Source organism: Thioalkalivibrio sulfidiphilus, from assembly GCF_000377945.1.
GTDB lineage: Bacteria > Pseudomonadota > Gammaproteobacteria > Ectothiorhodospirales > Ectothiorhodospiraceae > Thioalkalivibrio_A > Thioalkalivibrio_A sulfidiphilus_A.
In genome coordinates this window covers 16930-30518 of record NZ_KB898944.1, presented here as the reverse complement: position 1 = coordinate 30518, position 13589 = coordinate 16930, and the positions used below count along the sequence as shown (strand labels likewise).

Here is a 13589-nt window from a genome sequence, read left to right as displayed (position 1 = left end):
ATCTTGAATTTTGAATGTTGAATTGGCCGTTTAGAAGCGCAGACCGCCGCCGACCATCAGGACCCAGGGATCGATATCCACGTTCACGCGATAGGTGGTTCCCCCATCGCGAATGGTCGCGGTGGTGTCGATGGCGATGTAGTAGGCACTGGCGCCCACGAACCAGCGATCGTTCACATCAAAATCCATCCCTGCCTGCAAGGCCCAGCCCCAGGAGTCCTTGAGGCTCACGTCCGCACCCGCGAAGTTACCTTTGCCTTTTTCGTCGAAGAAGGTGGTGTAGTTGATGCCCGCGCCCACATAGGGACGCCACTGACCGAAGTCCGAGAAGTGATACTGCAGAGACACGGTGGGCGGCAGGTGCTTGATGGTGGCAATAGTACCCTCACCCTGCAGACTCCCCTTGCCCTTCACGTCATGGGAAAACGGGGTGGCCGCGAGCACCTCGACACCCAGGTTCGGCGTCATCATGTAGGTGAAGCTGATCCCGAGCGCAACGCCATTATCCACCTCAACCCCAGAACCCGCGATAGCAGCGCCGTTCGCGCTGACAGCCCCACTATCATCATTGGGCATCACCCAGGTCGGTCCGAAGCGCAGCAGCATGTCGCCCTGATCCAGGGCCATGGCGGGGGCGGCGGAAAGTGCCAGGCAGCTGGCGGCTGCGAATGATTGCCATTTTTTCATGATTGCATCTCCCCTCTGAAGGGTTGTTGGAAACCGAGCGTCACCGTCTTTGGCGGTGTCCATGAGAGGAACGCTAACTGGTGCGCGATCGACAACAATTGATGCGGATCAATAAACATAAGCAAAGTCTGAATTCATCCCGGAAACCTTGACCCATGCACTGCTAGGCTATGCTTGAAGCAGATCACCCCGGGAGCATGCGCCATGACTGACCCTCTCACCCCCGTGGGCCTCAGCCCCCAGGAGGCCCACGAACTGGTCCACGGCAACCCTCGTGCCCTGCTGGTGGATGTGCGCTCCACCATGGAATTCCTGTTCGTGGGGCATCCGCTGGGGGCGATCCACATCCCCTGGATGGACGAGCCGGACTGGACCATCAACCCGCACTTCGTCACCGAGGTGCGCAAGCTGCTGCTGGGCGGGGTATTGTGCGAAGGGCCGGAGGACTGCGCGCCGGTGGTGCTCATCTGCCGCAGCGGCAAACGCTCCAAGGAGGCCGGCCGCGCCCTGCTGGAGGCAGGGATCCGGAAGGTGTTCAACGTGAACGAGGGTTTCGAGGGCGACCTGGACGAACACCACCACCGCTCCAGCAAGGGCGGCTGGCGCTTTCACGGGCTGCCGTGGGAGCAGTGCTGATTGAAGTTGGAAGGGTGAATTGGGAAGTGGGAACGGAAGTACGAAGTGTGAATTGGGAAGTGCGAATCAAACCAACTCCCTCTACCCTCAGGCAGCGGGTTGGGGTGAGTTGAACGGCCTTTCTTTATTTCCCACATCCCAATTCACCCTTCCGACTTCACCTCCCGACTTCCGGCACCCGACCGTTGACCTTCTGCCGCACCAGGGCCTCAAGCTTCACCGGCACGAAGATCAACAGGCCGTAGATCACCATCACGATTGCAGCGATCCAGCGTACCAGCCTGCCCGCCAGGCCCAGGGCAAATCCCAGCAGGTGCAGGGCAAGAGCGGCAAGCATGCCCAGCACGGCCCGGCCGTGGCGCAGGCAGGTGTCCAGGACCACGGCGCTCAAGGCCAGCAGCAGGGGCAGGAGCACGCCCATCACCATCTGGGTCAGGGCGGGAATCCACTGGGTCGCGGCCATCACGGGATCCGGCTCCCCAGACATGATGAGGGCCAGCCACTGGTCGCGGCCCAGGAGCATGTCCCGGGAGAAGGCCAGAGCACCCTGAAGGCTCGCCACCACCAGCAGCACCAACAGACCGGCCCAGAACAGCCGCGCCCGGGCACGCTGATCCAGGGTGCCCAGGGCGGGCACCAGGCCGCTCACCCGCCGGGTCTCGGTCATCAGCAGGCCCGCGGCGATCCCCAGGGCGATGAGCAGGCCCGCGGCCACGGAGGCCAGCGGCCAGGGACCCAGGGTTTCGGTCATGCCGAAACTCTCCGCCATGGGGCGTTGGATGAGATAAAAGCTCATCACCGCCGCCACGGCCATGAGACCCAGCAACAGCAGGCCCAGCAGGGTGCGCCCGATGGCCCCCACACCGAGGCCCGCGTCCAGCTCCGGACCGCCATCGGCCAGGGCCCGTTCCCGGGACAGCACCTCGTCCACCTGACGGCTGCGCGCGGTCACCCCCTGGATGGCCTGTTCCACGCCCCGCAGCCGCTCACCCAGGGCACGCCAGGCGGGCAGCATGTCCCGCAGCAGTTCCAGTCGCTTGCGGCTGGCCGCCTGGTATTGCTCCAGGGAGGCGCGGCTGGCCCGCTGCAGGCCGTCATGGATGTCTTCCAGCACCCGCGCCACCGCGGGATCCCCCTGGGGCGGGTTGGCGGCCAGGTCCGCCACGGTGCGCAGCCAGGCCGGTTCCGGCGGGGGCACGTCCTCGGTGGCGTGATAGTCCCGCTCCAGGCGCTGAATCTGGGCATGCAGGCTGTGTTGCAGGACCGGATACCCCCCCAGGTCCCGGTTCACCCGGTCATGCAGGCCGCGCAGCTCCCGGTACAGTCGCTGGTCCAGGCGTTCCCGCTCCAGCCAGCGCAGGTACAGGCGCTGGCGGCGGTCCACCCAGCGGGCCGCGGCGCGCACCGAGCGGGCACTGTAGCGCAGCATCCGGTCCACCCCGCCCAGCACGGTCGCTGCCAGGGGCTCGATCCAGCGCCGGCCGGCGTAAAGCACCACCACCAGCAGCACCAGCCAGATGATCAGGGACACCGGCAGCGATTCGGCCCACAGGCCAAGCAGGGCTTCAGCGGACATGCAGACTCCTTGTTCTTGTGTGTTCCATGGGAAGAGGCCTCCCACCGCCCCGTCACCGGGGTCCCCATCGGTTCGCGCGCAGATCCCATTAAAGAATTCCCGGGCGCTGCCGTAAAGCATAACAGGGGAACAGACCACCGCCCTCACGGAGAGCCCGGACCATGCACAGCAGCGAACTGACCCACGACCGCATCACCAGCCCCGCCTACCGGGAGATCCCGGAGATGACCGCCGGCGCGGCCATCCTGGGCTTTCTGCCCGCCTTCCGGGACCTGGACAGCCAGGAAACCCACCTCTCGGTGAATCTGGACGGCAGCCTGTCTGCCGTGCACCTGCTGGACAGCCTGCCGGATCATTGGGTGGTGGAACGGGACGAGGAAGGCCGCATCACCGCGCTCAAGGATGGCATCATCGCGGGCTTCATGCGCCATGGGCGCTTCTTCACCCGGGCGGAGCTGGCGCGGCTGCCATGGGATGGATAAGAGAAGTGGCTAGTGGCAAGTCTCAAGTGGCAAGGTAAAGCCCCGTAACCTTGTACCTCGGCGCAGAATCCGGTCCAATAGGCGGCTTTCTGACTGTGACCGGATGCCTTCATGCGCGTAGAAAGTTTCGATCGTGACCAGCTCCTGAAATGCGGCCATGGGGAGATGTTCGGCCCCGGCAACGCCCAGTTGCCCGTGCCCAACATGCTCATGATGGACCGCATCACGCGCATCGCCGACGAGGGTGGTGCCTTCGGCAAGGGCGAGATGAAGGCCGAGCTGGACATCCATCCGGACCTCTGGTTCTTCGAATGCCACTTCCCCGGCGACCCTGTGATGCCCGGCTGCCTGGGCCTGGACGCCATGTGGCAGCTGGTGGGTTTCTACCTGGCCTGGCTGGGCAACCCGGGCCGCGGACGGGCCCTGGGCGTGGGCGAGGTAAAGTTCACCGGCCAGGTGCTGCCCAAGGCCAAGAAGGTCACCTACCAGGTGGACGTAAAGCGGATCATCACCCGCAAGCTGATCCTGGGCATAGCCGACGGCACCGTCAGCGTCGACGGCCGGGAGATCTACACCGCCAAGGACCTGCGCGTGGGCCTGTTCACCTCCACCGACAACTTCTGATCCTGAGGCCCTCACCCGTAGGCCGGGCTTTTAGCCCGACAGCGATGCTTCGGCAGACACGCTTGTCGGACTGAAAAGCCTGACCTACGGACCGGCGTTACAGCCCCCCCTGGTAGGCGACCTTCCAGCCCGCGTACTGATCCACCAGGGCGTCCATGTCGTCCTCGTCAAACTCCCGCAGGCCGCTGAGCACCAGTTTCTTGGCGCCGGTGCCCACCTGGGCGCCGTCGGCGCGGATGCCGAAGCGCAGGCTCACGTCGCCCCGCTTGCCGCTCACCGCCAGGCTGGCATCCACCAGTTCCAGCTGCGGCGCAACGAAGTCCAGGTGCTTGAGATCGAAGCTCATGCCCTCGTAGATCACCAGCGGGCGCTCCGGGTTGATCATCACGCCGTGCTCGCGCATCAGCGGCACCAGCACGCCGGGGAAGGTCTGGCCGGAGAAGGCCACGTAGGCGCGGGTGAAACCTTCCACCAGGCCCGGTTCGCGGCTCACGGCGCCTTCCCGCTCCACGTTCAGATAGCCCTTGCCGCTGGTGTCCTCCACCGCGAAGGCAGGCGCGTCGGTCTCGGGGAAACGCAGAGCCACCCCGGCCCCCACCATGCCCGTGAAGCTGAAGGCCATGCGCCGGTTCAGGCCGTAGCGGTCCAGCACCAGGGAGAACAGCAGGTCGCCCGGCACCACGAAGCGCTTGGCATCCGGGTTGTGGATGGGATTGAAATCGCCGGCGATCTCCTTGGCAAAGCGACTGCCCTGCTCGGCACTGATGGTCACCAGGCCGTTGGCGCTGGCATGAAAGGGGGCAAGGAACATGGCTGACCTTCGTGTATACGCATGAATCCCGGGGCAAATCGCCGGACCGGGCATTCTATACCTTCCCGGCGCCGCCGGCATGCCTGGCCAGGACATTGCACCAGGGATCGCGATGATCGTGACCTCAGCGCCTGTCTCTCCCTGTCAGCCTTCCTGAACAGCATAGGGCGGGCCGTGCCCGCCATCAGCCGCAGGTTCGCGGTCGGCAGGCGGCCAGGGCCGCCCCATGCAAACGAGACAGGGTGCGAGACCGCTGGCACCTCGACAGGCCGGCGGCCGCCTGGGTGCATTGTCCGGGCCAAGAGGGTGCTCAGGCCCCCGAACCGCTCAGACTGAACAGGTGCCAGAGCATGTAACCGCCATAGACCGCCAGCAGCAGGCCCGCCATCAGGGTGATCGGGCGCGGCCCCTTCTCAACGGGGATCTCCCGGCCCTCCCGACGCAGACGCCGGTGCCACAGGAAGCGCCGTACGCGCCACCAGACGAACCAGATCAGGGCCAGCAATGTGAGGAACTTGAGCATCCGGAAAAAACCTCGTGCCCTTCGGGGCGGGATGGGCAGGGGCACAATGATAAGCTATCGACCGGATCCCATCACACGAGGGCAGGACATTGGACCAGGAAAGCGGATTCACCACCGACCTGTTGCAGGCCCTCAGACAAAGCCTGTCGGACACCTTCAGCGTGCTGGGCCCCGGGGATGTGGACTTCACCGCCCTGCTGGCGAAGATCGCCAGCCAGCTCATCGTCTCGGCCATCCTCATCACCATCTTCCTCGCCGGCTACCTGCTGATCCGCTGGCTGATGCAGGTGACCCTGCGCCGCTTCCGGCTCACCGAGACGGTGCTCCACCCCCTGCTCATCGGTCTGCGCTACGCCTTCTTCCTGCTTACCGCCCTGGCCATCATGGCCCAGCTGGGGGTGAAAACCGAGCTGCTCGGCGCCGTGGCCAAGGCGGCGCTCATCGCGCTCATGTTCTACCTGGCCTGGGCGGTGGTCACGCGCATCCTCATCACCCTGCTGCAGCGCTACAACCTGGACCCCTCCATCGAGCAGCTGCTGCGCAACGTGGTCTCGGTGCTGATCGTGGCCTTCGGCATCGTCACGGTGCTCGCCCAGTTCGGCTTCGACATCCTCTCGGTGGTGGCGGGTCTCGGCATCGTCGGGCTCGCAGTGGGATTCGCCGCCCAGTCCACGCTGTCCAACTTCATCGCCGGTATCACCATCCTCATCGAGCGGCCGTTTCGCATCGGTGACTGGGTCAGGATCCACGACCAGGAAGGCAAGGTCATGAAGATCGCCCTGCGCACCACCTGGCTGCGCACCCGGGACAACATCTTCACCATGATCCCCAACGACAGCGTCGCCTCCTCGGACATCATCAACTTCAGCGCCGAGGGTCCCACCCGGGTGCGCATCCCGGTGGGCATCGCCTACAAGGAATCCATCAAGGCCGCCCGCGAGGTGATCCTGCCCATCCTCGAGGCCCACCCGGACGTCCTGAAGGCGCCGGACATGATGCCCGGGGTGTCCGCCTCGGAGCTGGCGGACTCCTCTGTGGAGCTGCGGGTGCTGTACTGGATCACCCCGGACAAGATGGACATCCAGCCGCGCATCAGCGCGCAGCTGCTGGAGCAGATCAAGGAGGCCCTGGACGCCGCCGGCATCGAGATCCCCTTCCCGCACCTGCAGCTGTTCATCGACGACGCCAAGGGGCTCAAGCCGGTCATGGAGCCGCTCTACGAACGCACGCCGCCCGCACCGCGCAACGGCTGATGCCTTACTGGAACTGGCCGCCGGTGATGCGCCCCGCCTCATCCAGGCTTGCGAAGTAGCGGCTGTTGTTCATGCGGTACTCCCGGGTGGCGATGTCGCCGGGCAGCACCAGCAGCACGTCCGGATAGACCCTGCGGAAGTCCTCGGGGCGCGGGCGCGTGGCGATGAATTGCTCGAAGGCGGCCATGTCCGTGACGAACCCGCCGCGAGGCTCGGGCAGGACGGCCTCGCCACCCTGGGACCGCATCTGGGCACAGGCCGCGAGCAGCAGGAGCACGGCCAGTAACGCGGCCATTCTTTTCAACAGCATCGTTCCACCTCCGTTCAACCGTCCATGACGATCATAGGCAGCGGCGCCTGAACACACCATGAGCACGCACAACAACCGCTGGCTCCTGCTGCCGGGACCGGCACTGGGGATCTGGGCGCTGAGCCGCGCGCGGGCCGGCGATTATCAGGCGCAAGGCTGAGAAACAAAAAAGCCCGGCCGACATGCATCGACCGGGCTCGTCATGCGGAACCTGCAGGTTCAATCCTGCCGGGAGGTGACCTCCAGCAGGTGATAACCGAACTGGGTCTTCACCGGCCCCTGCACGGTGTTTACCGGTGCGGAGAACACCACCCGGTCGAACTCCGGCACCATCTGGCCGCGGCCGAATCGGCCCAGCTCACCGCCCTGCTGCCCGGAGGGGCAGGAGGAGTATTCCTTGGCCAGGGCGGCGAAATCCTCGCCAGCCTCGATGCGGGCCTTCAGTTCGTTGCAGAGTTCCTCGGAGTCCACCAGCAGGTGGCGGGCGCTTGCCATGGCCATATGTCTGTCCTCGATATGAGTGAATGTGCGGGACCGATTATCCCGGACCGGGGCCGCCCTGGAAACCCGCCGTTGCCCTGACTCAGGGATGATTCCAGATGATCAGCGCCGCACCCGCCATCACCAGCACGCCGCCGATGGCGGCGCTGGGCGTGACATGCACCTGGCGAAACAGGAGCCAGGTGAACAGCACCACGAACAGGGGATAGTGGATCCCCCACAACAGGGCCGCGCCGAGACCGGCCGCATACCAGGGCAGTGTATTCATGGTCTTGATCCTGTGCTCTGACCTGGCGGCACTATAACGAAACCGGGACCGTGCGGGAGCCCCTGCGATGAGTGCAAGAGCCTGTTCTCTCGCGGAGGCGCAGAGGCGCGGGGAAAAGCGCTTTGAATTTTTCCTCCGTGTCCCCGTGGCTCCGTGAGAGGACGGGGTTTTGACTTGATCCGGGAGAAAACCAATTTTCTCTCACGGAGCCACGGGGACACGGAGAGAGCCATTCGAAATAATTTCTTCGCATCTTGGCGTCTTGGCGAGAGATCGCATTGTTTTTCTCAGCGCCTCTGCGCCTCCGCGAGAGAAGAGCCTTTCCGGATCAGGGCGCAGCCGGATCGAGCCATTCCAGCAGGTAGTAGAGGTACTGCCCCTCCGAGGACTTGGAGGGGCCGAGCACCTGGGCGGCGAACTGCCGGGCGGCGGGATCGGCGGCATTCAGGGCAGCCTCCGCGGACTCCATCAGTTGCACGCAACCGGCGGGAAAACGCTTGCGCGCACGGGCCGGCATGTACACCACCGCGTAGCGGGGCATGGAGACGCCGGTTTCGGGATCGGGAGGGACAAGTCCGCGCATGGGTCGAGCCTACGGCATCGGCGCGCGTTCGTCATCTATCTTGAACGTTGAAAGGATGATTCTCTCGCGGAGGCGCGGGGAAAAGCGCTTTGAATCTTTCCTCCGTGTCCCCGTGGCTCCGTGAGAGGACGGGGTTTTGACTTGATCCGGGAGAAAACCAATTTTCTCTCACGGGGCCACGGGGACACGGAGAGAGCCATTCAAAATAATTTCTTGGCGTCTTAGCGTCTTGGCGAGAGATCGTCTTGTCTTTCTCCGCGCCCCCGCGCCTCCGCGAGAGAGCAGTCCTTTGAATTCAGCGCACTTCGCGCACCAGCCGCACGTGATGATCCCAGTCCCGGTCATACCCGTCGTAAGCGCCGCCATCGCGGAACAGCACGATCCAGGCATGACGCGGATCGCCGCGAAACGGCGTGGCGGACCAGTAGTAGCCGTCCGGGGTATCGGGAAAGAGATCCGTATCGATGGTGGGCATGGCAGAACCGGCACGGCAACGCGCCTCCCGGCCCTCGCCATCCATGCCCTCGGAACAGCGGATCAGACTGCGCAACTCGTCGATCTCTGGCAGACGCCAGTCATCGAAACCGGCGTGACTGAAGCCCGTGCCCGCGGCACGGGCCGCGTCCCAGCTGTACTCGCCGAGGGTGCCGGCACAGCGCCCGTTCTCCCAGCGCTGGCCCAGGCTGCAACGCATCCACATCAGCCCCGTCTGGCGATCGAGCACGACCGCATCGTCCAGCACCTGGAAACGACCCTCATCGGCCGCGACTGCCGCGCCCGGCAGCAGCGAAGTCAGCAGCAAGGCGACGAGCACGCGAGAAGTCCGGTTGAAAGAGTCCATGAATAACCCCGGCAGCCCATGACCGCCTGAGTATAACCGCGCGCAAGGGCTGTCACCCGTGAGCCCAAAGATCTGCCCCGTCGGGTGACGGATGCTTCAGCCACGCACGGTCACTGTCCCGGCACGGCTCACACCACCCGTTTCTGTCCCCGATAGACCAGTACGCGGCGCGGCGGTGCATCCGGCTGCTCAGGCTCAGGCGCGACAGGAGCGGCCCCGGGCGAGGGCGCCGAGGGCTGCTCGTCGCGTACCCGCTGCCCCCGGTAGACCTTGCCAGGACGAAAACCCACCTGCCGCTCGTGCAGGGGCGGGCTGAAACCGGGGCGCAGGCGCGCGCGCAGCGCGTCCACCAGCGAGTCCGGGTTGCTCCGACTGAGCGCGTCGCACACCGCCTCGGCCATCATATCCGCCTTGCGATCACGACATTCACGGGTGGCGTCCAACAGTTGCACCCAGGGCTGCTCTGCCGCCATGTCCACGTGCACATCGTGATCCGAGGCCAGCAGGCGCCGCAGCTGGATCATGAGTCGCATGGCTTCGGGGGAGAGGTGCAGGTCGGTCATGGTCTGGTCTGGCCCTGTGCGGTTGGAATCCGGGTTTGGATGCCGGGTACAGGCATCACAACCCATCAGCAAAGCAAGAACCGAACCAGTATTTTTTAGGGGAATCGGCGGCCGACAGACCCGGATGCGTTCATCACGGCACGAAGGCACAAATATCAGGCACCGATAACAGCATTGATGCCTGTTCCCGCTGCATCTTCAAGGTATGGCGAGCGCACAACCGCCTGGCGGATATGCCCGATCAGTGCGCAGGACGCACCATCACGAGGCATGATTCGGCACAAGGGACCTTAATCCAGGGACCAGTCCTCGGTGCCCTTTTCCATGGCGGCGATGGGATGCTCGAAGAGCACCATCATGCGCACCTCACCCAGCTGGATGATGTCGTGATGCTTGAGTGCGCGCGTGCCGCCGGCCACGACCTCGCCGTTGACCAGCACCAGGCCCTCGTTGACCTCGATGACCCGAAGCATCAGTCCGCCAGCCTCGCGCACCAGCGCCACCACCTCCTGCCCCGGCTGGCCGAGGGCAGTGACGGTATTGATGAGATCGAGATGCCGGCCCTGGTTGCGGCCGCTCATGAAGCGCAGGCGCAGGGAGAGTTCCGCCGGATCGGACGAGACACCGGCGCGCAGCTTGCGGATGTGCTGGGTGGCCTTCCCGCCCACGGGGCCGGGGGGCATCCCGGGCGTGTTCACGCGCAGGATCTGGGTGGGCGGCCCGCTGTCCTGGGTCTCCGGCTCGTCAGTACGCACCTTCTCATCGGTCTCGAAGCGCAACTGGCAATTGCCGATGACGATGATGTCGCCGTTCTCCAGGGCACGGCGGGTGACGCGCTTGCCATTGACGGAGCTGCCGTTGGTGCTGCCCAGGTCCTCGAGCACTGCCAGGCCGTAGGCGTGGTGAATGCGCGCATGGTGCCCGCTCACGGTCCGGTCGGGCAGCACGATGTCATTGTCTTCCTTGCGCCCGATGCGGGTCGTGCCGGGTGGGAGCGCCTGCACGGCGATCAGACTGTCCTTGTGGTGTACCTGTACTTTCATCATGGGCAGGTCCAGGGGCGCATGAGCTCGTTCGTCATTCTGACATTTTTTTTCAGGGGTAGGAGCGGTCGTGACCGGTGAAATCGACGCTCTGCTCCACCATGTCCGCGACGCGGCCCGTGCCCAGCATGCGCATCTGGTCGGCATGCCGGCAGCGGGTGAAATCCGGATCCATAAGCTCCAGGAAGGAGCAGGCCTGGGGTGACAGGAACTTGCCCTTGCGCATCACCACGCCGTAGGTGCGCTTGGGGAAATAGTCGCTCAGCGGAATGGCGGCCAGCTTCTCCTCGCCGGTCAGGCAGATGCTGGTGACGATGGACACGCCCATGTCCAGTTCCACGAACTTCTTGATCACCTCCCAGCCGCCGGCCTCCAGCACCACGTGGTAATCCAGGCCGTGCTGATGAAACACCAGGTCCACGATGGACCAGGTGGAGAGATGCCGCGGCGGCAGGATCAGGCCGCAGGGGGAGACGTCCTCCAGGCTCACCTTCTTCTTCTTCGCCAGGGGATGGTTGAGGGCGGTGATGAGCATGGGCTCGTAGGTGAAGATGGGGTGGTAGTGCATGTCCTCGGGCACGTCGATCATGGAGCCCACGGCGAAGTCCACCTCGCCCGCGCGCAGCATCTTCAGTCCGTCCCGGCCGGTGACGTTGTGCAGGTGCAGCTTCACCGCCGGGTAACGCTCGCTGAAACGCTTCACGTACTCGGGCAGCAGGTAAAGGATGGTGGATTCCCCCGCCGCCAGGTCCAGGCTGCCCTGCCCCGCCTCACCCAGGCGCGCGGCGAACACCTCCGGCAGGTGGTCCATGCCCTCCACCAGGGGCAGGCTGGTCTCCAGCAGCACCTGGCCGGCCGCGGTCAGTTCGATGCGCGGGCCGCGGCGCTCGAACAGCAGCACGTTGAGGTCCTGCTCCAGCCCCTTGATCAGCAGGGACACCGAGGGCTGGCTCACGCACAGGCGCTCGGCGGCCCGGGAGATGCTGCCGGTCTGGGCCGCCTGGCAGAAGGCACGCAGCTGGCGCAGGCGGTTGGGGGTGGCGGGGGGCGCGGCGGATCGGCTCATGGGCTGCCAGCCTCATTGATCAATTTAATAGTCAGTATAGGTTGAATAAGCTAGTCAAATAGTGGCGGGTTTTCTACCTTAGGTCGAACCACAAACCAGAATAAGCCGACCGACGGCAGGAGGAACCACCATGCACGAGGCCGTGAGCTTCACCGCCCCCATCGAGGGCTTCGAGGACCTGTTCACCCCCGAGGCCCTGGAATTCCTGGTGGCCCTGCACGAGCACTTCGCCCCCCGGGTGGATGCCCTGCTGGCCGCCCGAAAGGCCCGCCAGGCCCGCTTCGATGCCGGCGAACTGCCGGACTTCCTGGCCGAGACCCGGGAGATCCGCGCCGCCGACTGGACCGTCGGCACCATACCCGAGGATCTGCGCGACCGGCGCGTGGAGATCACCGGCCCCACGGACCGCAAGATGCTCATCAATGCGCTCAACAGCGGCGCGAAATGCTTCATGGCCTGCCTGGAGGACGCCCACTCCCCCACCTGGCGCAACGGCCTGGAGGGCCAGGTGAACCTGCGCGACGCGGTCAACCGCAGCATCGACTTCACCTCCCCGGAGGGGAAGCACTACACGCTCAATGCGCAGACCGCGGTGCTGATCGTGCGCCCCCGGGGCTGGCACCTGCCGGAGAAGCACATGCGGGTGAACGGTCGCGCCATTCCCGGCGCCCTGTTCGACTTCGGCCTGTACTTCTTCCACAACGCCCGCACCCTGCTGGACCAGGGGACCGGCCCCTACTTCTACCTGCCCAAGCTCCAGGCCCACACCGAGGCGCGGCTGTGGAACGAGGTGTTCCTGTTTGCCCAGGAGCACCTCGGCATCCCCGCCGGCACCATCAAGGCCACGGTGCTCATCGAGACCCTGCCGGCGGTGTTCGAGCTGGACGAGATCCTCTGGGAACTGAAGGACCACATCGTCGGCCTGAACTGCGGCCGCTGGGATTACATCTTCAGCTACATCAAGACCTTCCGGAATCACCCCGACCGCCTGCTGCCGGACCGCGCCCAGGTCACCATGACCGTGCCCTTCATGCGCGCCTATTCCCAGCTGGTGATCAAGACCTGTCACCGCCGCGGCGCCTTTGCCATGGGCGGCATGGCGGCGCAGATCCCGGTGCGTGGTGACGAGGCCGCCAACGAGGCGGCATTCGCCAAGGTGCGCGCCGACAAGGAGCGCGAGGTCAAGGACGGCCACGACGGCACCTGGGTGGCACACCCCGGCCTGGTGCCTGTGGCCATGGCGGTGTTCAACGAATACATGCCCGACGCCAACCAGATCATGCGCCAACGCCCCGACGTGGATCCCACCCGGGATGAGCTGATCGCCGTGCCCGAGGGCACGATCACCGAGGCGGGGCTGCGCAACAACATCAACGTGGCCATCCAGTACATGGCCGCCTGGCTGGGCGGGCGGGGTGCGGTGCCCATCCACAACCTCATGGAAGACGCCGCCACCGCCGAGATCTCCCGCTGCCAGATCTGGCAGTGGATCCGCCATCCGGGCGGCGTGCTGGACGACGGGCGGCGCGTGAGCCTGGAGATGGTCGAGCAACTCATACCCGAGGAGATGGAGACGATCCGCCAGGAGGTGGGTGATGAGGCCTTCGCGTCAGGCCACTATCAACTCGCCGCGAAGCTGTTCGCGGACATCACGAAGGCGGAGGAACTGGCGGATTTCCTGACGCTGATTGCGTACGAACATTTGGAGTGAAACGTAAGTACGAAGTGTGAATTGAGAAGTGGGAAAGGAAGTAGGAAGTGTGAATTGGGAAGTGAGAAGCAAAACTCCTCCCTCTCCCTCAGGGAGAGGGTTGGGGTGAGG

General features: G+C 65.0%; 17 protein-coding genes. 5 read left to right on the top strand and 12 right to left on the bottom strand.

Translation table 11 applies throughout. The features are described from left to right. Window positions 1–30 precede the first annotated feature (30 nt). Complete coding sequence (locus tag D580_RS0110535; RefSeq protein WP_018954354.1) at window positions 31–687, bottom strand: OmpW/AlkL family protein; 657 nt, start codon at window positions 685–687, stop codon at window positions 31–33. A gap of 204 nt (window positions 688–891) precedes the next feature. Here D580_RS0110535 and D580_RS0110530 point away from each other — a divergent pair, with 204 nt between their 5' ends. Continuing rightward, entirely contained in the window at window positions 892–1323 is a 432-nt protein-coding gene (locus tag D580_RS0110530) for a rhodanese-like domain-containing protein (RefSeq protein WP_018954353.1), read from the top strand. A gap of 157 nt (window positions 1324–1480) precedes the next feature. Here D580_RS0110530 and D580_RS0110525 read toward each other — a convergent pair whose 3' ends face one another. Continuing rightward, window positions 1481–2899 (bottom strand): hypothetical protein, encoded by a 1419-nt coding sequence (locus D580_RS0110525; protein ID WP_018954352.1) that lies wholly within the window; start codon window positions 2897–2899, stop codon window positions 1481–1483. Between the two features lie 161 nt (window positions 2900–3060). On the opposite strand from D580_RS0110525, the gene D580_RS0110520 reads away from it, so the two are divergent. Together D580_RS0110520 and fabA are read left to right on the top strand one after the other, a co-directional pair. Beyond that, window positions 3061–3381, top strand: coding sequence for a hypothetical protein (locus tag D580_RS0110520; protein WP_018954351.1), 321 nt, complete (start codon window positions 3061–3063; stop codon window positions 3379–3381). A 111-nt stretch (window positions 3382–3492) separates the two neighbouring features. Then, a complete protein-coding gene (gene fabA / locus D580_RS0110515) occupies window positions 3493–4005 on the top strand; it encodes a 3-hydroxyacyl-[acyl-carrier-protein] dehydratase FabA (RefSeq protein ID WP_018954350.1) in 513 nt (170 codons plus the stop codon). Window positions 4006–4102: 97 nt separating this feature from the next. Here fabA and D580_RS0110510 read toward each other — a convergent pair whose 3' ends face one another. Both D580_RS0110510 and D580_RS0110505 read right to left on the bottom strand, forming a co-directional pair. After that, a complete protein-coding gene (locus tag D580_RS0110510) occupies window positions 4103–4816 on the bottom strand; it encodes a DUF3581 domain-containing protein (RefSeq protein WP_018954349.1) in 714 nt (237 codons plus the stop codon). A gap of 310 nt (window positions 4817–5126) precedes the next feature. After that, complete coding sequence (locus D580_RS0110505) at window positions 5127–5339, bottom strand: hypothetical protein (protein WP_018954348.1); 213 nt, start codon at window positions 5337–5339, stop codon at window positions 5127–5129. 89 nt (window positions 5340–5428) lie between these two features. Here D580_RS0110505 and D580_RS0110500 point away from each other — a divergent pair, with 89 nt between their 5' ends. Beyond that, window positions 5429–6592, top strand: a complete 1164-nt coding sequence (locus D580_RS0110500) for a mechanosensitive ion channel family protein (protein WP_018954347.1) — start codon at window positions 5429–5431, stop codon at window positions 6590–6592. 4 nt (window positions 6593–6596) lie between these two features. Here D580_RS0110500 and D580_RS0110495 read toward each other — a convergent pair whose 3' ends face one another. The 8 genes from D580_RS0110495 to D580_RS0110455 form a co-directional block, all read right to left on the bottom strand. Then, window positions 6597–6902, bottom strand: a complete 306-nt coding sequence (locus D580_RS0110495) for a hypothetical protein (RefSeq protein ID WP_196799736.1) — start codon at window positions 6900–6902, stop codon at window positions 6597–6599. Window positions 6903–7121: 219 nt separating this feature from the next. After that, entirely contained in the window at window positions 7122–7493 is a 372-nt protein-coding gene (locus D580_RS0110485) for a peptidylprolyl isomerase (RefSeq protein ID WP_269208100.1), read from the bottom strand. Next, on the bottom strand, window positions 7486–7671 hold the full coding sequence (locus D580_RS0110480; protein ID WP_018954344.1) for a hypothetical protein: 186 nt from the start codon (window positions 7669–7671) through the stop codon (window positions 7486–7488). The genes D580_RS0110485 and D580_RS0110480 overlap by 8 nt, the downstream gene beginning before the upstream one ends. A 328-nt stretch (window positions 7672–7999) precedes the next feature. Further along, entirely contained in the window at window positions 8000–8254 is a 255-nt protein-coding gene (locus D580_RS0110475) for a hypothetical protein (protein WP_026289900.1), read from the bottom strand. 295 nt (window positions 8255–8549) lie between these two features. Beyond that, window positions 8550–9068, bottom strand: coding sequence for a DUF1566 domain-containing protein (locus tag D580_RS0110470; RefSeq protein ID WP_018954342.1), 519 nt, complete (start codon window positions 9066–9068; stop codon window positions 8550–8552). Between the two features lie 155 nt (window positions 9069–9223). Next, window positions 9224–9658, bottom strand: a complete 435-nt coding sequence (locus tag D580_RS0110465; RefSeq protein WP_018954341.1) for a hypothetical protein — start codon at window positions 9656–9658, stop codon at window positions 9224–9226. A 290-nt stretch (window positions 9659–9948) separates the two neighbouring features. Beyond that, a complete protein-coding gene (locus D580_RS0110460; protein WP_018954340.1) occupies window positions 9949–10704 on the bottom strand; it encodes an FHA domain-containing protein in 756 nt (251 codons plus the stop codon). A gap of 49 nt (window positions 10705–10753) precedes the next feature. After that, window positions 10754–11767 (bottom strand): LysR family transcriptional regulator, encoded by a 1014-nt coding sequence (locus D580_RS0110455; protein WP_018954339.1) that lies wholly within the window; start codon window positions 11765–11767, stop codon window positions 10754–10756. A gap of 130 nt (window positions 11768–11897) precedes the next feature. Here D580_RS0110455 and aceB point away from each other — a divergent pair, with 130 nt between their 5' ends. Beyond that, entirely contained in the window at window positions 11898–13478 is a 1581-nt protein-coding gene (gene aceB / locus D580_RS0110450; protein ID WP_018954338.1) for a malate synthase A, read from the top strand. The last annotated feature ends 111 nt before the right edge of the window (window positions 13479–13589 follow it).